We start from the raw sequence: 16,397 nt of genomic DNA, 5'->3' as shown, positions 1-16,397 counted from the left end.
GGTCACTTGGCGCCGAGCGCCTTCTGCAGGGCCGCGAGGTTGGACTGCATGACTTCGATGTAGTCGGCGCCCTTGGACTTGTCCGTGATTCCCTCCAGCGGGTCCAGGACGTCGGTCTTCAGGCCGGTGTCCTTGGCGAGGGTCTTCGCGGTCTTGTCGCTGGCGAGCGTCTCGAAGAATACGGTGCTGACCTTGTTCTTCTCCGCGATGGTGTGGATCTCGTTGATCCGGGCGGGGCTGGGCTCGGCCTCGGGGTCGACGCCGGCGATGCCCTCCTGGGTGAGGCCGTAGCGCTCGGCGAGGTACCCGAAGGCGGAGTGGGTGGTGATGAAGGTCTTGGTCGTGGTGTCCTTCAGACCCGTCTCGTACGCCGTGTTCAGCGCGTCGAGCTTGTTGACCAGCGCGTCCGTGTTCTTGCGGTAGTCCGCGGCGTGGTCGGGGTCGGTCTTCTCCAGGGACTTCCCGACGCCCTTGGCGACCTCGGCGTACTTCACCGGGTCCAGCCATATGTGGGGGTCGGCTCCGGCCTCGTCGCCGTGGTGCTCATGACCGTGTTCGTCGGCGCCGGTCTCGGTGCCGTGGTCTTCCAGCGAGGTGAGCTTCGAGGCGTCGACGGCGTCCTTCGAGCCGGACTGCTTGATGGCGTCGTCGACGGCGGGCTGGATGCCCTTGAGGTACAGGACGTAGTCGGCGTCGCCGAGTCCGCCGATCTGCCGCGGGGTGAGCTCCAGATCGTGCGGCTCGACGCCCGGCTTGGTCAGCGTGGTGACGGAGACGTGCTTCCCGCCTATCTGCTCGGCCAGGAACTGCATCGGATAGAACGAAGCCACCACGTTCAGCTTGTCGCCGTTCTTGTGGCCGACGGCATCCGAGGCGGAGCAGGCGGTGAGGGCGGTGAGGCCGAGGACGACGGTGCCGGCGACGGCGGCGGTGGGTATGAGGCGGCTTACGTTCATGACAGTCATTTTCAACAAAACTGGAAACGATTGTCAACAAGGGCGCTGAGGTGACCGCTCGGCCGACCGTGCCGGTACCGATTTGATCCAAGGGGCGTGCCCGCCGGTAATCTGAAGCATTCGCCCGCCCGTCTCACGACCACCACCCCCCCCACGAGGCGCTTCGCGCCACCCTTGTCCAGTTTCGTCGTCGTAATGAAGAGAGCACCGTGGCCGCCGACAAGATCGACTCCATCGTCAGCCTGAGCAAGCGCCGTGGCTTCGTCTATCCCTGCAGTGAGATCTACGGTGGTCAGCGTGCCGCCTGGGATTACGGGCCGCTGGGCGTCGAGCTGAAGGAGAACCTCAAGCGCCAGTGGTGGCGCTACATGGTCACCTCGCGCGAAGATGTGGTCGGAATCGACTCGTCGGTCGTCCTGGCCCCCGAGGTGTGGGTGGCCTCCGGCCACGTCGCCACGTTCACCGACCCGCTGACCGAGTGCACCTCCTGTCACAAGCGCTTCCGCGCCGACCACCTGGAGGAGGCGTACGAGGAGAAGCACGGCCACGCGCCCGTGAACGGCCTGGCCGAGCTCAACTGCCCCAACTGCGGCAACAAGGGCACCTTCACCGAGCCCAAGCAGTTCTCGGGTCTGCTCTCCACCCACCTCGGCCCGACCCAGGACTCCGGCTCGGTCGCCTACCTGCGTCCCGAGACCGCCCAGGGCATCTTCACCAACTTCGGCCAGGTGCAGCAGACTTCGCGCAGGAAGCCGCCGTTCGGTATCGCCCAGATGGGCAAGTCCTTCCGGAACGAGATCACTCCGGGCAACTTCATCTTCCGCACCCGCGAGTTCGAGCAGATGGAGATGGAGTTCTTCGTCAAGCCGGGCGAGGACGAGGAGTGGCAGGAATACTGGATGGAGCAGCGCTGGAACTGGTACACCGGCCTGGGTCTGCGCGAGGAGAACATGCGGTGGTTCGAGCACCCGCAGGAGAAGCTCTCGCACTACTCCAAGCGCACCGCTGACATCGAGTACCGCTTCCGCTTCGGCGGCAGCGAGTGGGGCGAGCTGGAGGGCGTCGCCAACCGTACGGACTACGACCTCAAGGCGCACTCCAAGGCCTCGGGCACGGACCTGTCCTTCTTCGACCAGGAGGCCGGCGAGCGCTGGACTCCGTACGTCATCGAGCCTGCAGCCGGTGTCGGCCGCGCGATGCTCGCCTTCCTCCTCGACGCCTACATCGAGGACGAGGCGCCCAACGCCAAGGGCGTCATGGAGAAGCGCACCGTGATGCGTCTCGACCCGCGCCTCGCGCCGGTCAAGGTCGCCGTCCTGCCGCTGTCCCGCAACCCGCAGCTGTCGCCGAAGGCCAAGGGCCTGGCGGCCGACCTGCGGAAGAACTGGAACATCGAGTTCGACGACGCGGGTGCCATCGGCCGCCGCTACCGTCGTCAGGACGAGATCGGTACGCCGTTCTGCGTCACCGTCGACTTCGACACCCTCGACGACAACGCGGTGACTGTGCGCGAGCGCGACACGATGAAGCAGGAGCGCGTCTCCCTGGACCAGATCCAGGCGTACCTCGGCGCCCGTCTGCTGGGCTGCTGACGCACCACGGTTTCACGGCGAAGCCCCCGGTTCTCGTACGGAACCGGGGGCTTCGTTGCACACTGTCCACGCTGCGCAGTTGCGTCAACGCGTCAACAGGAGGCTCGGATGCCGTCCATGACCACGAGCAAGGTCAGCAGATGGGATCAGCACGGCCGTGAACATGTCGTCCATGTACGGAAGTCGGGCATGCAGCGGCAGCTGAGCTGCGACACCTGCGACTGGGGCAAGGGCGTCCAGTTCCTGCCCTGGCTCAAGGCCGAGGAACATCTCGCCGAGGCCCACCGGGCGACGGTCGACCCGACCGCCTGAGCGGGCCGCCCGAGTCGACTCCCCCAGCGCGCAGGGCCGTTACGCGCGAAGGGGGATTACGCGCGCAGGCCGCGCAGCAGCAGGTCCGACACGGCGGTGAACTCGGCCGTGATGGCGGGCACCGGCGAGCGGCACGATGTCCATACCCCCGGCGAGGAACCGGGCGATGGCGATCTGCGCGGCCGTGACGCCCCTCTGTTCGGCGATCTCGCGCAGGGCGTCGATCGTGGCGGCGCCGACCTCGAAGAGGTTGTCGCAGCCATGGCATGACGGGTGACGGATTTCAATATCTGCCAGTCCATTATTGGGCGCTCCACCCGCCCGCGCCGAAAACCGGGTGCGGCGGCCGACGGGGCCGGGGTACGGTTTCCGGCATGTCTTCGTTCTTCCAGATCTACGAGTGAGAGCGCGGCGGGTCCGACCACCCGCCGCCCATCGGATCGATTCCAGGTTGCTTCAAACCTCACTTCTCACCACGAATGGGAGAACGCCGTGGCCAAGAGCCGCAACAACCTCCTCGGTGTGGGCGGACAGCGCAAGAAGCTGTCCCGTGCCGAGCAGCAGGGCGGGGACCCTGCGCGCAATGCCGACCGCAAGGCGGCTGCCGACCAGAAGCAGGAGCTGCTGCGCAAGATGCGTGAGCGCGCGCAGTCGGTACCGGGCTCCGCGCAGGCGGCTTCGTCCGCCGCGCAGGCCGGGCCGTCGCCCGACGACTCCGCGCAGCCGAGTGCGTCCGAGCAGGACACCCCGGCACAGAGCTGACGCCCCCTCATCACCCGTACGACCGTGGGCCCGGATCACCTGGAGTGATCCGGGCCCACGCCCTTGTCCGTGCCCCGTTGCGCCCCGCGCTCACGCCACGCTGCGCGGCAGTCGCAGACTCAGCAGCACCGTCAGCATGACCGCGGCCGGACCACTCGCGCCACACGGTGAACGCCGGCACCAGCGCGTACGCGCCCGCCGACGACGAGACCAGGCAGCGGCTGCCACGCCTTCAGGCCCTGGAACCCGCCGACGCCTGATCCCTGGCGGGGACATTCGTCGGCGCTTCCAGCCGCTCCGCGGTCCGACGCGCCGTCTCCAGCGCCCAGTGCCCGCTGGTCAGCGCCCCCACCAGCAGGACACACAGCCCGCACCCGGCGAGGACCCACCAGGCGGGCTTGCTCGCGTCCACGAAAGCGGCCGCGTACTCGGCGCCGCGCGGCGACCCGGTACCGGCCACGCCCGCCGCCAGCACCGCACCGATCACGGCGACCCCGAGCGTTCCGCCGATCTGCCGGCTGGTCGAGGCGACCGCCGCCGCCACACCGGCCTGTGAGCGCGGCATCCCGGAGACGGCCGTGTTGGTGATCGGCGCGTTCACCATGCCGAAGCCGAGGCCGAACAGCACATAGCCGGTGAACAGCAGGACGTCGTCCGTCTCGGCGTCGAACGCGGCGAACAACAGCCCGCACGCCGTCATGGCCACGCCCGCCACCAGCAGCGACAGCCGCGGCCCCCGGCTTGCGACGAGCCGGCCCGACAGCGGTGCGCAGACAAAGGTCAGGGCCGCCATCGGCAGCATGTACAGACCGGCATGCAGAGCGCTCAGACCGCGCACGTTCTGCAGATACAGCGTGTTGAGGAAGAGGAACCCGCTCAGTGCGGCGAAGGCGCAGACCGCTATGGCGGTGGCACCGCTGAACGGGGCGCTGCGGAAGAACCGCAGATCAAGGAGGGGCTGGGCGCGTCTCGGCTCGTACAGCAGCAGCCCGACGAGCGAGCACACGGCGAACACGGCGAACACCAGGATCCGCGGCGAGCCCAAGCCCGCCGAGGGCGCCTCGATGATCGCGTACGTCAGCGAACCGAGCAGCCCGATCACCAGCAGCTGCCCCACAGGATCGGGGCGGCGCGGCTTCGGGGCGCGGGACTCGGGGACGTACCGCCAGGTGAGCAGCAGCGCGGCGAGACCGACCGGCAGATTGATCCAGAAGATCGACCGCCAGCCGACCGAGTCCACCAGCAGGCCGCCGACCACCGGGCCCGCCGCCATGGAGATGCCGACGACACCGCCCCACACCCCGATGGCGCGGGCCCGCTCGCGCGGGTCGGTGAAGGTGTTGGTGATGATCGACATGGCGACAGGGTTGAGCATCGAGCCGCCCACCGCCTGCACCATCCGGAACGCCACCAGCGACTCCAGGTTCGGCGCCAGGGAGCAGAGCACCGAGCCGAGGGTGAAGAGGACGAGCCCGATCTTGAAGATCTTCCGGCGCCCTATCCGGTCGGCGGTGGAGCCCGCGAGCATCAGCAGCGAGGCGAGGACGAGGGTGTAGGCGTCGATCGTCCACTGCATTCCCGCGACGGTGGCGTGCAGTTCCTTCTGAATGGAGGGCAGGGCGACATTGAGGACGGTGTTGTCGAGACTGACGATCAGCAGACTCATGCAGCAGATCGCCAGCACCAGCTGCCGTCTGCGGGGGCTCAACTCGGGCATACGTGGATAGTACGGTCAAGAGTGGCCGGTGAACTTTGCCGACGGGCCGCTGCGCGTCGTACGCGACAATGGAGCAATGACCACGCTCGCTCCCTCGCTCCCGCTGCTCCGGATCGGCCCCCACACGGTGCAGCCGCCCGTGGTGCTCGCCCCCATGGCCGGCATCACCAACGCCCCGTTCCGCACCCTGTGCCGGGAGTTCTCCGGCGGTAAGGGGTTGTTCGTCAGTGAGATGATCACCACGCGGGCGCTGGTCGAGCGCAATGAGAAGACCATGCAGCTCATCCACTTCGACGCGAGCGAGACCCCGCGCTCGATCCAGCTGTACGGAGTGGACCCGGTCACCGTCGGCAAGGCCGTCCGCATGATCGTCGACGAGAACCTCGCCGACCACATCGACCTGAACTTCGGCTGCCCGGTCCCCAAGGTGACCCGCAAGGGCGGTGGCTCGGCGCTCCCGTACAAGCGGCCGCTGCTGCGCGCGATCCTCAACCAGGCGGTCTCCAACGCGGGCGATCTGCCGGTCACCATCAAGATGCGCAAGGGCATCGACGACGACCACATCACCTACCTCGACGCGGGCCGGATCGCGGTGGAGGAGGGCGTCACGGCCGTCGCCCTGCACGGCAGGACGGCTGCCCAGCACTACGGCGGCACCGCCGACTGGGACGCCATCGCCCGCCTCAAGGAGCACGTCCCGGAGATCCCCGTCCTCGGTAACGGCGACATCTGGTGCGCGGACGATGCCCGCCGGATGATGCGCGAGACCGGCTGTGACGGCGTGGTCGTGGGCCGCGGCTGCCTGGGTCGCCCCTGGCTCTTCGGTGACCTGGTGCGCGCGTTCGAAGGTACGGAGACGAGGCGGGCGCCGGCACCCCATGGCAACCACCTCCCCACAGCGACTGCGCACGCCCCCGGCTCGGACCAACCCCGTACCGGGGCGGCGCCCGGTCTGCGCGAGGTCGCCGGCGTCATGCTGCGGCACGCGACGCTGCTGGGGGAGTGGATCGGTGACGAGACCCGTGGCGTGATCGACTTCCGCAAGCATGTCGCCTGGTACCTCAAGGGCTTCTCGGTCGGCTCCGAGATGCGCAAGAAGCTGGCGATCACCTCGTCGCTGGAGGAGCTGGGCGGTCAGCTGCAGGAGCTGGACCTGGACCAGCCGTGGCCGGACGGCGCGGACGGGCCGCGCGGGCGCACCTCGGGCAACAACCGGGTGGTCCTGCCGGACGGCTGGCTGAAGGACCCGTACGACTGCGCGGGCGTGAGCGCGGACGCGGAACTGGACACCTCGGGCGGCTGAGAGGCCCCCGGGGCCTGACGAGGGCCTGACGAGGGCCTGACGAGGGCCTGACGAGGGCCTGACGGGGCCCTCCACTGCTTCCCCGGCTCTCCGGAGCCCCTCAAGAGGCACGCGGCACCACAGGCACCGCGTGCCTCTTGATTTACACCGCTCATTTGAGCGCTACATCGAGTCGGATTTGGCGATATTCGGCCAAGGCTGAGCCTTGAAGCGCCCGCGCGGGGCATCGCGTGCCGAATCTGCTCACAATCGGCTGTACCTGGATGACCAAAGGGTGACCATCGGCCGCCCCTCGACCGTCCGGATGGTGACATCTGAGCGCCGATCGTAGAGTGATTCTCGCCACCCTGAGAATCATGTCGCTCAAATGAGCGTGAATTTGGGAGCTGCACTTCTCAAATGGTGGCACTCGGTGCCAGGGGACTCCATTTTGATCGATCGACGCTTCCGTTGCGCTGTGTGGTTGAGTCTCGGGATTCCAGTTGCACTGAGTGCTTATTCATTCAAGAAGTGAAGGCATTCAATCGATCGAGGGACTGGTCATGTCACTTTCGATCTGCTGGCGGACGGGTGGTTGAGGCCTCATGACGCGCAAGTGGACGTACCCAGACACCTTCGATCTGGGTATGTTCCTCGCCGTCAGGGCAGCCACCGCGTCCTCGAGGAGTCGAGACCCGTGTCGGAAAACAAAGATCCCCACGTACCCACCCCGGAATCCCGGGAGCCCCAGGGCCAGAAGTTCGTTTATGACTTCACCGAAGGCAACAAGGATCTGAAGGACCTGCTCGGCGGGAAGGGTGCCAACCTCGCCGAGATGACCAATCTCGGGCTCCCAGTCCCTCCGGGCTTCACCATCACCACCGAGGCGTGCAAGGTCTACCTCGACAGTGGCGAGGAGCCGACGGAGCTGCGCGACGAGGTCAGCGCGCATCTCGACGCCCTTGAGGCGCGGATGGGCAAGAAGCTCGGCCAGGCGGACGACCCGCTGCTGGTCTCGGTCCGCTCCGGCGCGAAGTTCTCGATGCCCGGCATGATGGACACGGTCCTCAACATCGGCCTCTCCGACGAGTCCGTGGTCGGTCTCACCGCACAGGCCGGCGACGAGCGGTTCGCGTGGGACTCCTACCGCCGCCTCATCCAGATGTTCGGCAAGACCGTCCTCGGTGTCGACGGTGACCTCTTCGAGGAGGCGCTGGAGGCGGCGAAGGAGGCCAAGGGTGTCACGGTCGATGTGGATCTCGACGCGGCCGACCTGAAGAAGCTGGTCAAGCGGTTCAAGAAGATCGTCTCGCGGGACGCCGGGCGTGACTTCCCGCAGGACCCGCGCGAGCAGATGGACCTGGCCATAAAGGCCGTCTTCGACTCGTGGAACACCGACCGGGCCAAGCTCTACCGTCGTCAGGAGCGCATTCCCGGCGACCTCGGCACGGCCGTCAACATCTGCTCGATGGTCTTCGGCAACCTCGGTCCCGACTCCGGTACGGGTGTCGCGTTCACCCGCGACCCGGCCAGTGGCCACCAGGGCGTCTACGGCGACTACCTGCAGAACGCGCAGGGCGAGGACGTCGTCGCGGGTATCCGCAACACCGTGCCGCTCGCCGAGCTGGAGTCGATCGACAAGAAGTCGTACGACCAGCTGATGCAGATCATGGAAGCCCTCGAAACGCACTACAAGGACCTGTGCGACATCGAGTTCACCATCGAGCGCGGCCGGCTGTGGATGCTCCAGACCCGGGTCGGCAAGCGCACCGCCGGTGCCGCCTTCCGGATCGCCACGCAGCTCGTCGACCAGGGCCTGATCGACGAGGCCGAGGCGCTCCAGCGGGTCAACGGGGCGCAGCTCGCGCAGCTGATGTTCCCGCGCTTCGACGACGAGGCCAGGACCGAGCTGCTCGGCCGTGGCATCGCCGCGTCGCCGGGCGCCGCGGTCGGCAAGGCCGTCTTCGACTCGTACACCGCGGTGAAGTGGTCCCGGTCCGGCGAGAAGGTCATCCTCATCCGCCGCGAGACCAACCCCGACGACCTCGACGGCATGATCGCGGCCGAGGGCATCCTGACCTCGCGCGGCGGCAAGACCTCGCACGCCGCCGTCGTCGCACGCGGCATGGGCAAGACCTGTGTCTGCGGCGCCGAGGACCTCGAAGTCGACACCAAGCGCCGCCGGATGACGGTGGGCGGCCGGGTCATCGAGGAGGGCGACGTCGTCTCCATCGACGGCTCCACCGGCAAGGTGTACCTCGGTGAGGTCCCCGTCGTGCCGTCCCCGGTCGTCGAGTACTTCGAGGGCCGGATGCACGCGGGCGCCGACGACGCCGACGAACTGGTCGCCGCCGTGCACCGGATCATGGCGTACGCGGACCGGGTGCGCCGGCTGCGGGTGCGGGCCAACGCCGACAACGCCGAGGACGCGCTGCGCGCCCGCCGCTTCGGTGCCCAGGGCATCGGCCTGTGCCGTACCGAGCACATGTTCCTCGGCGAGCGCCGCGAGATGGTCGAGAAGCTGATCCTCGCGGACACCGACGCCGAGCGCGAGACCGCGCTGGACGAGCTGCTTCCGCTCCAGAAGGCCGACTTCATCGAGCTGTTCGAGGCGATGGACGGACTGCCCGTCACCGTACGGCTGCTCGACCCGCCGCTGCACGAGTTCCTGCCCGACATCACCGAGCTCTCGGTGCGGGTCGCGCTCGCCGAGTCCCGCAAGGACGCGAACGAGAACGACCTGCGTCTGCTCCAGGCCGTGCACAAGCTGCACGAGCAGAATCCGATGCTCGGTCTGCGCGGGGTCCGTCTCGGTCTCGTCATCCCCGGCCTGTTCGCCATGCAGGTACGGGCGATCGCCGAGGCCGCGGCCGAACGCAAGAACGCCAAGGGCGACCCGCGCGCCGAGATCATGATTCCGCTCGTCGGCACGGTCCAGGAGCTGGAGATCGTCCGCGAGGAGGCCGACCAGGTCATCGCCGAGGTCGAGGCCGCTACCGGCACCCGGCTGAAGCTCACCATCGGCACGATGATCGAGTTGCCGCGCGCCGCGCTGACCGCCGGTCAGATCGCCGAGGCCGCACAGTTCTTCTCCTTCGGCACGAACGACCTGACCCAGACGGTGTGGGGCTTCTCCCGTGACGACGTGGAGGCCTCGTTCTTCACCGCGTACCTGGAAAAGGGCATCTTCGGGGTGTCGCCGTTCGAGACGATCGACAAGGACGGTGTGGGATCCCTGGTCCGCAGCGCGGTCGAGGCCGGCCGGGCCACCCGCCCGGACCTGAAGCTCGGCGTCTGCGGCGAGCACGGCGGCGACCCGGAGTCGGTGCACTTCTTCCACGAGGTGGGCCTGGACTACGTGTCCTGCTCCCCGTTCCGCATCCCCGTCGCCCGCCTGGAGGCGGGCCGGGCTGCGGCGGACTCGAAGGGCAGTGACAGCCGCTGACCCGGCACCACACCCCCTGACTCCGGAGCCGTCGTCGGTTCACCCGTACCCTCACCGACTCGACGGCGACTCCGGAACTCCCAGAGGCGGCGACGCCCTGTACGGGGATGCCGCCGTTTCGTTTTGTTCTGGGGAAAATGGCTGTTCGACGTTGTGCCTTTTCTTCGTTCAATACGCAAAGTTCGCTCCATGCGCAAAGGCATGGGCCGGGAACGGACCGGGGTGCGGCCCATGGATCCCCATCCATGAGCCGCACCCGGCTTACCCCCGTCGGGTACGGAGCCGCTCCGTCGCCGACCGCCGCCGAACGAGCAAAACCCCCCACGGCCTTCACTCGCTCTTGCCGGTGGCTCCGGATTCGTACCCGACGGCGTACAGCATTTCTGGAGACGGCATGTGGAGGCGAGACGTTTCACCTCTGGCCGAAACCCCGTGGTGACGTGTTGTTACGGATCACCTACCCTTGAGTGGGGGGAATTGCGGGTGCAACAGGTGGGGGTTCGGTGCTGCGTATCCATATGTCCGGAGTGGACCTTTCCAGGGTGCGGATGGCTACCCGGCCGGATGCGCTGTGGGAAACCATTCTGAGTTTCCATCGACTGAGGGACCGGCGCGGTTCCACGGTGTTCGGGAAATGGCGTACGGAAACCCGGCCCAGGCTGAGTGGTGAAGTACGTCTGCTGGCCACCGTGATTCCACCGCGTGGCTATTTCCCGGACTTTCTGACGCCTTCTCAGGAAAGTAGTGAGCCGTACGGCTTCGACGCCGGAATTGAAGCCTTGCGCGACACCCCGCTCCGGCGGATCCGCGCCGAACTTGCCCTGCTGAGCGCCGAACGCCGCGAGGCGGGCCGCACCCCGGACGGGCGCGCCGAGGTGCTCGGCCGGCTCATCGGTGCCCTGCGCAGTTATCACCGCGCCGCGATCGAACCGTACTGGCCGCACATCCAGGCCAGCGTCGAGGCCGACCGCGCCGTCCGAGGCCGCGCTCTCCTGGACGGCGGGGCGGAAGAACTGCTGGCCTCCCTCCCGCCCATGATCCGCTGGCGGGCACCCGTACTGGAGGCGGACTACCCCGTCGACCGTGAACTCCGCCTGGACGGAAGGGGGTTATTGCTCCAGCCGTCCTACTTCTGCCGCGTCACGCCGGTCGTCCACCGCGACCCGCAGCTCCCGCCGGTCCTCGTCTATCCGGTCACCCACTCCCGCGCCCCGGTCTTCGCCGAACCAGGGCCCTGGCTCGGCCGGCTCCTCGGCAATACCCGCTCGACGATCCTGAGAGCCATCGGCAACGGATGCACGACCAGCGAACTCGCCCGCCGGGCAGGAGTTTCCCTCGCCTCGGCGAGCCAGCACGCCTGTGTACTGCGTGAAGCCGGCCTGATCCACACCCTGCGGCACGGCAGCTCGGTACTGCACACACTGACCCCGCTGGGCGGATCACTGCTGCGGGGCGGCGCACCGCTCGCCATGTCCTGACACCGGAGGGCAGACGTTTTCTTCGCGGGACCGATGAGTTCTGCGCAGCCCGGCCGCCTCCCATGTGCCGGTTGGACGGGGGAGCGGTCCTCAGGGTGTGAGGCCCGGATACGACATCCCTGTGAGCTGCTCGGACGCCACCCAGAGCCGTTCGCTCGCCACATTGTTCAGCGTCCAGCCGGCCCGCCAGGACGGGGCGGGCGCACCGCGCCAGCCGAGCAGCCTCGGCCCGGTGAACGAGTCGGGGCGTACGCCGGGAGCGGTGGCCGCGTACAGGATGGGCAGCGCACCGGACGACGCGGGCTGGGCGATGATCCGGTTGCCGAGCTCGACCACCCGTTGTGCCGCCTTGCGGTTCTCCATCCGGGCGCCCGCCGTCTGCAGATTGGTCGCCGCGTAGCCGGGGTGCGCCGCGGCGGCCAGCACCTCGGAACCGGCCACCGAAAGCCGCCGCGCCAGCTCGTGGATGAAGAGCAGATTGGCGGTCTTCGAGCGACCGTAGGAGATCCAACGGCGGTAGTTCCGCTCGCTGTTGAGATCCCCCATGTCGATGTTGGACAGGGCGTGCATGCCGCTGGAGACGCTCACCACGCGCGCCCCGGGGGTGCCGAGCAGCTTCGGGAGCAGCAGTCCGGTGAGGGCGAAGTGCCCGAGGTGGTTGACGCCGAACTGCCTCTCGAAGCCGTCGGTCGTCCTCCCGTACGGAAGGGCCATTACGCCCGCGTTGTTGATCAGCAGATCGATCCGGTCGGGCGTGTGGGCCGCGGCGAACTTGCGTACGGAATCGAGATCGGCCAGATCGAGCGGTACGAACTCCACGTCCGCGCCGGTCACGGCCGTCCGGATGCGGGATTCGGCCTCCTTGCCGCGTGTCTCGTCACGGCAGGCGAGCAGCACCCGCGCGCCGTGCCGGGCCAGTTCCCGTGCTGTGATCAGTCCGATGCCGCTGTTGGCTCCGGTGACCACGGCCGTACGGCCGCTCTGATCGGGGATGTCGCTCGCGTTCCAGCCCTGGCTCATGGACCAAGCGTAAGACCGCGGCACACCGGCCGGTCGGACGGGCCGGACGGGCCGATTGGACGGGCCGGACGGGCCGGATTCCGCCGGGCCCGCGAGGGCCCGGAAGCCCGGGAACCTCAGAGTTGGCTCAACTTTCCCGCGATCCGGCCGAAGTCGTTGGACGGGGCACGCATCGTCTCCTTAGGGTCGCGATCATGCCCGACATAGCACTCACCACTCTGGTCGTCCTCTGCCTCGCCGCGGCCGCGGCCGGCTGGATCGACGCGGTCGTCGGTGGCGGCGGACTGCTCCTGCTGCCCGCCCTGCTGCTGGGCCTGCCGCACGTCCCGGCCGCGCACGTCCTCGGCACGAACAAGGCGGTCGCGATCGTCGGTACGTCGGGTGCCGCCGTGACGTATGTACGCAAGGCGCCGGTGAAGGTCGGGACGGCCCTGCGGATCGGGCTCGCGGCGCTGGCCGGATCGATGGCCGGTGCGTTCTTCGCGGCCGGGATCAGCAGCGAGGTGCTGCGCCCGGTCATCATGGTTGTGCTGCTGGCGGTCGCGGCGTTCGTGATGCTGCGGCCCTCGTTCGGCAGGGCGACGGACGACGGTACGCGGCACAAGGTCACCCGGGCCCGCACCGTCACCGCGATCGTGCTGGTCGGCGGCGGCATCGGCTTCTACGACGGGCTGTTCGGCCCCGGCACCGGTACGTTCCTGGTGCTGGCGCTGACCGCGGTGCTCCACCTCGATCTGGTGACGGCGTCCGCCACCGCCAAGATCGTCAACGTCTGCACCAACGGCGGGGCGCTGGCGATGTTCGCCTACCAGGGCAGCGTGATGTGGCAACTGGCCGCGCTGATGGCGGTGTTCAACCTGGCAGGCGGGCTGATTGGGGCGCGGATGGCGCTCAGGAAGGGCAGCGAGTTCGTCCGCGGGGTACTGCTGGTCGTGGTGTTCTCGCTGGTTGCCAAGTTGGCGTTCGACCAGTGGGCGGCATGACGACGGCGGCGGGCGGCCGGGTTCACCGCACCGCGGTGAGGTGCGCGTACGCCACCACATTGCCCTGGTAACCCGTCCTCTTCGAGAATCCGCCGCCGCAGGTGATCAGCCGCAGCGAGGCGTAGGGCGAGGCGCCGTACACCCGCTTGTCGGGGAAGTTCTTGCTCTCGTAGACCTCGATCGCGTCGAGTGAGAAGACGGCGGTACGCCCGTCCCGGCGGACCACCTCGACGGTGCTGCCCTTCTGCAGAGTGCCCAGGTTGTAAAAGACCGACGGTCCCTGTGCGTTGTCGACATGACCGGCGACGATCGCGCTGCCCTTGGAGCCGGGCGGAGTGCCGTCCCGGTACCAGCCGACGACGTTGCGGTTCCCGGCAGGCGGCACATCGAGACTGCCGTCGGCCCCGAGTCCCAGTCGCATCATCGGTGCGTCCACCCGGATGCTCGGAATCCGGATGCGTACGGGCGCCGAGGGCTTCAGCGGTTCGGCGACCGGAGACCCCGGCTGCGGCTCGGGGCCGCCCGCGAAGGCCTGGCCGGCGGTCGGCTGGGGCGGGATCAGCTCGACGCCGGCGCCGTGACGGATCAGCCAGATACCGGCCAGCGCTGCGACGACCAGCAGCCAGCTCTTGGCCTTCTGGGACACGGTCGTCCTCCGGATGACGAAATGGGGACGGTACGGGGACAGTCCCGTCCCGGTGGCGCGCGGCCACCGGGACGGAAACCAGGCGGTACGGAGACGTGAATCCGTCGCCGTCAGCCGGCTCCCTGCGTGCCGCTCGCCCGGCGACGCAGGAGCCAGGCTCCGCCGACGGCGGTCGCGGCGAGTACGCCGGCGCCCGCCGCGATCTGGGTGGTGTCGGGCCGGACGCTGCCGCCGACGCCTGTTTTGACGTGCCCGCTGGGGGCGTTGGGTTCGGACGAGTTGTCACGCCCGGACTGGTTGTCGCGTCCGGACGAGTTGTCACGCCCGGACGAGCTGTCGTGACCGGACGAGTTGTCGCGCCCGGAGTGGTTGTTGTTTCCGGAGGAGTCGTCGCGTCCGGACGAGCTTTCACGCCCGGACGAGTTGTCGCGTCCGGATGACGAGCTGTCGTGTTTTGTCGAGCCCTCGTCCTTGTACGGCTTTCGGCTCTCCCGCTCGTCCGACCCCTCGTCCCCGGAGCGGGCGTCGAGCCCGGAGAGGGCGTTGAGCCCGCCGACGGAGTCGAGCAGCGAGGGGATATTGAGGCCGGAGGGATTGCTGAGGCCGAAGGGGGTGTCGTGCCCGGACCCGGCGGGGTTGTTCGCCCTGCCGTCGTCGGTCTCCGCCTCCGGCTTGCCATTGGCCCGTGGTGCGGTCGCCGAGCTGTCCCGCAGTGCGCCGGCACCAACTGCGTACGCGGACGGCCCGGCGGTGAAGAGGCCGAGCGCAGCTATGGTGACCGCGGAAGCGGCGGTCCCGGTCACTAGGCGGGCAGGGCGCATGGGGGGTTCCTCCGGCAACTGCGCGATTAGGTGTGTCCTGACCTCGAGCTAACGGGCGGTCCGCCACCCATGCCTGCTGACATGAAGTCAGCTTTCACCCGAATGGCCCGGCGCGGCATCCTTGCCGAACCGTATGTGTGCAGGTCACAGCGGTGATCGAGGCGAGGGTGACCGGTCCCGCATCGCCCGGTGCCGATTGGGTGATGCCACCCCGGAGGAGAGTGACGCGCATCACACGCATGACTTTGTGGGTGTCGGGCACACGTCTGACACCCCCCCCACGGGACGGTGAACCAGGCCGCCCCCGGCCGCCGCCCTCGCCGGGCCCATCCCCCCTGGGTCCGGCGGGGGCGGTTTCGTGCCGTGGCGTCCGGCGGTGCGGCGCTCTCAGGCCGGGGCGACGGTGCGGCCCGAGGTCCGAGATCCGCGAGGCCGACGGGGCGTCGCCCAGGTGAAAGTCGAGCAGTTCACCGGGCCTGTCCTTGCGCTGTGTGTCCGCGTGGATGGTGTGGGCGCCGGGGAAATCGCTGTCGGGCCCACAGGTGGGGCCGGGCGTCAGATCGTGTCCCACGGTGCACCGTCGTACGCCTGCCCGATCCGCTTCATCAGCTCCTCGTCCACCGTGAACTCGGTGTCGTCGATGCGCCGGACCGGCGCGATGCCCTGCGAGTTGGTGATGAACGCCGACCGGAACGCGGCCAGCCCGTCCAGCGTCACCGGGCGGCGTACGGACTCCAGTCCTGCGCCGGGCAGCTCCTGCTCCAGCAGCGCCATGGTGATGCCGGGCAGGGAAGGAGCATCGGGCCAGACGACCGAAGTGCCGTCCCAGAAACCGATGTTGGTGATCGAACCCTCCGTCACAGCACCGCCCGGCGTGGTCAGCAGGGCCTCGTCGAAACCGGCGCGTGCCGCGAGCCTCGCGTAGTACGTCTGGCCGAACTCGCCGGGACGCTTGATGTGCGGCACGGTCCGGGCGTACGGAACGGACATCAGGGCGTGCGGTTCGGCGGACTTCCGTGCCGGCTCGCGCACCGTGACCATCACGGTCGTCTCCGTGTCGCCCGGCGCCAGGAAGCCGTACACGCGGGTCGAGGCGTCCCGTACCCCGGCACTGTCCAGCGCGTGCCGGATCAGCTCGCGGACCCGCTCCCCGTCGAGACCGCGCTCGAACAGCTCCTGATTGGCGGAGTCCAGCCGGGCCAGATGCAGGGCGAGGCCGCGTGCCTTTCCGCCTCTGACCTGCATGGCCGTGAAATGGCCGTAGTTGAGGAAGGCGGGAATCCGTAGATCCGCCCCCGTGGCCGGGCGCCCATTGAACTCGGCGTACGGGAAGGGCGCGGGAGGGAAAGTCGTCATGCGATCCACCGTATGCCGCCGCGCGCG

14 protein-coding genes are annotated in these 16,397 nt (G+C 68.5%); 8 read left to right on the top strand and 6 right to left on the bottom strand.

What is annotated here, in order from left to right:
* Positions 1 to 2: 2 nt before the first annotated feature.
* Positions 3 to 956: a metal ABC transporter substrate-binding protein gene (locus ABTZ94_RS06675; protein ID WP_351198173.1), complete on the bottom strand. Its 954-nt coding sequence runs from the start codon at positions 954 to 956 to the stop codon at positions 3 to 5.
* Between the two features lie 209 nt (positions 957 to 1,165).
* Here ABTZ94_RS06675 and ABTZ94_RS06670 point away from each other — a divergent pair, with 209 nt between their 5' ends.
* The 4 genes from ABTZ94_RS06670 to ABTZ94_RS06655 all read left to right on the top strand — a co-directional run bounded on the left by ABTZ94_RS06670 (position 1,166) and on the right by ABTZ94_RS06655 (position 3,622).
* Entirely contained in the window at positions 1,166 to 2,548 is a 1,383-nt protein-coding gene (locus ABTZ94_RS06670) for a glycine--tRNA ligase (RefSeq protein WP_351198171.1), read from the top strand.
* 108 nt (positions 2,549 to 2,656) lie between these two features.
* The gene (locus ABTZ94_RS06665) at positions 2,657 to 2,860 is read left to right on the top strand and encodes a hypothetical protein (RefSeq protein ID WP_351198169.1); all 204 of its coding nucleotides are present in this window, start codon (positions 2,657 to 2,659) and stop codon (positions 2,858 to 2,860) included.
* Between the two features lie 96 nt (positions 2,861 to 2,956).
* The gene (locus ABTZ94_RS37775) at positions 2,957 to 3,130 is read left to right on the top strand and encodes a hypothetical protein (RefSeq protein WP_502967190.1); all 174 of its coding nucleotides are present in this window, start codon (positions 2,957 to 2,959) and stop codon (positions 3,128 to 3,130) included.
* A 222-nt stretch (positions 3,131 to 3,352) separates the two neighbouring features.
* Positions 3,353 to 3,622 carry a DUF6243 family protein gene (locus ABTZ94_RS06655; protein ID WP_351198167.1) on the top strand — a complete coding sequence of 90 codons (270 nt, stop codon included), beginning with the start codon at positions 3,353 to 3,355 and terminating at the stop codon, positions 3,620 to 3,622.
* 232 nt (positions 3,623 to 3,854) lie between these two features.
* Here ABTZ94_RS06655 and ABTZ94_RS06650 read toward each other — a convergent pair whose 3' ends face one another.
* Complete coding sequence (locus tag ABTZ94_RS06650; RefSeq protein WP_351198165.1) at positions 3,855 to 5,339, bottom strand: MFS transporter; 1,485 nt, start codon at positions 5,337 to 5,339, stop codon at positions 3,855 to 3,857.
* Positions 5,340 to 5,415: 76 nt separating this feature from the next.
* On the opposite strand from ABTZ94_RS06650, the gene dusB reads away from it, so the two are divergent.
* The 3 genes from dusB to ABTZ94_RS06635 all read left to right on the top strand — a co-directional run bounded on the left by dusB (position 5,416) and on the right by ABTZ94_RS06635 (position 11,544).
* Positions 5,416 to 6,642, top strand: a complete 1,227-nt coding sequence (gene dusB / locus ABTZ94_RS06645; RefSeq protein ID WP_351198163.1) for a tRNA dihydrouridine synthase DusB — start codon at positions 5,416 to 5,418, stop codon at positions 6,640 to 6,642.
* Between the two features lie 676 nt (positions 6,643 to 7,318).
* Positions 7,319 to 10,066, top strand: a complete 2,748-nt coding sequence (gene ppdK / locus ABTZ94_RS06640) for a pyruvate, phosphate dikinase (protein ID WP_351198161.1) — start codon at positions 7,319 to 7,321, stop codon at positions 10,064 to 10,066.
* A gap of 503 nt (positions 10,067 to 10,569) precedes the next feature.
* Positions 10,570 to 11,544, top strand: a complete 975-nt coding sequence (locus tag ABTZ94_RS06635) for an ArsR/SmtB family transcription factor (protein ID WP_351198159.1) — start codon at positions 10,570 to 10,572, stop codon at positions 11,542 to 11,544.
* A gap of 90 nt (positions 11,545 to 11,634) precedes the next feature.
* On the opposite strand, the gene ABTZ94_RS06630 is transcribed toward ABTZ94_RS06635, so the two are convergent.
* Complete coding sequence (locus ABTZ94_RS06630) at positions 11,635 to 12,564, bottom strand: oxidoreductase (protein ID WP_351198157.1); 930 nt, start codon at positions 12,562 to 12,564, stop codon at positions 11,635 to 11,637.
* Positions 12,565 to 12,758: 194 nt separating this feature from the next.
* On the opposite strand from ABTZ94_RS06630, the gene ABTZ94_RS06625 reads away from it, so the two are divergent.
* A complete protein-coding gene (locus tag ABTZ94_RS06625) occupies positions 12,759 to 13,547 on the top strand; it encodes a sulfite exporter TauE/SafE family protein (RefSeq protein WP_351198155.1) in 789 nt (262 codons plus the stop codon).
* A 22-nt stretch (positions 13,548 to 13,569) separates the two neighbouring features.
* On the opposite strand, the gene ABTZ94_RS06620 is transcribed toward ABTZ94_RS06625, so the two are convergent.
* The 3 genes from ABTZ94_RS06620 to ABTZ94_RS06610 all read right to left on the bottom strand — a co-directional run bounded on the left by ABTZ94_RS06620 (position 13,570) and on the right by ABTZ94_RS06610 (position 16,370).
* Positions 13,570 to 14,193, bottom strand: a complete 624-nt coding sequence (locus ABTZ94_RS06620) for a class F sortase (protein WP_351198153.1) — start codon at positions 14,191 to 14,193, stop codon at positions 13,570 to 13,572.
* A gap of 110 nt (positions 14,194 to 14,303) precedes the next feature.
* The gene (locus ABTZ94_RS06615; RefSeq protein WP_351198151.1) at positions 14,304 to 15,014 is read right to left on the bottom strand and encodes a GVDTG sorting domain-containing protein; all 711 of its coding nucleotides are present in this window, start codon (positions 15,012 to 15,014) and stop codon (positions 14,304 to 14,306) included.
* A gap of 555 nt (positions 15,015 to 15,569) precedes the next feature.
* The gene (locus ABTZ94_RS06610) at positions 15,570 to 16,370 is read right to left on the bottom strand and encodes an aminotransferase class IV family protein (RefSeq protein WP_351198149.1); all 801 of its coding nucleotides are present in this window, start codon (positions 16,368 to 16,370) and stop codon (positions 15,570 to 15,572) included.
* Positions 16,371 to 16,397: the final 27 nt, after the last annotated feature.

This window comes from Streptomyces sp. NPDC002785 (assembly GCF_040295565.1).
Classification (GTDB): Bacteria; Actinomycetota; Actinomycetes; order Streptomycetales; family Streptomycetaceae; genus Streptomyces.
The sequence above is the reverse complement of the archived record's forward strand: the minus strand, read 5'-3'. Positions and strand labels throughout refer to the sequence as shown.

Bases quoted from the DNA above. Each gene is read 5' to 3' on its own strand.
- ABTZ94_RS06675 (WP_351198173.1), bottom strand. From the start codon at position 956: ATGAACGTAAGCCGCCTCATACCCACCGCCGCCGTCGCCGGCACCGTC.
- ABTZ94_RS06665 (WP_351198169.1), top strand. From the start codon at position 2,657: ATGCCGTCCATGACCACGAGCAAGGTCAGCAGATGGGATCAGCACGGC.
- ABTZ94_RS06650 (WP_351198165.1), bottom strand. From the start codon at position 5,339: ATGCCCGAGTTGAGCCCCCGCAGACGGCAGCTGGTGCTGGCGATCTGC.
- dusB (WP_351198163.1), top strand. From the start codon at position 5,416: ATGACCACGCTCGCTCCCTCGCTCCCGCTGCTCCGGATCGGCCCCCAC.
- ABTZ94_RS06630 (WP_351198157.1), bottom strand. From the start codon at position 12,564: ATGAGCCAGGGCTGGAACGCGAGCGACATCCCCGATCAGAGCGGCCGT.
- ABTZ94_RS06625 (WP_351198155.1), top strand. From the start codon at position 12,759: ATGCCCGACATAGCACTCACCACTCTGGTCGTCCTCTGCCTCGCCGCG.
- ABTZ94_RS06615 (WP_351198151.1), bottom strand. From the start codon at position 15,014: ATGCGCCCTGCCCGCCTAGTGACCGGGACCGCCGCTTCCGCGGTCACC.
- ABTZ94_RS06610 (WP_351198149.1), bottom strand. From the start codon at position 16,370: ATGACGACTTTCCCTCCCGCGCCCTTCCCGTACGCCGAGTTCAATGGG.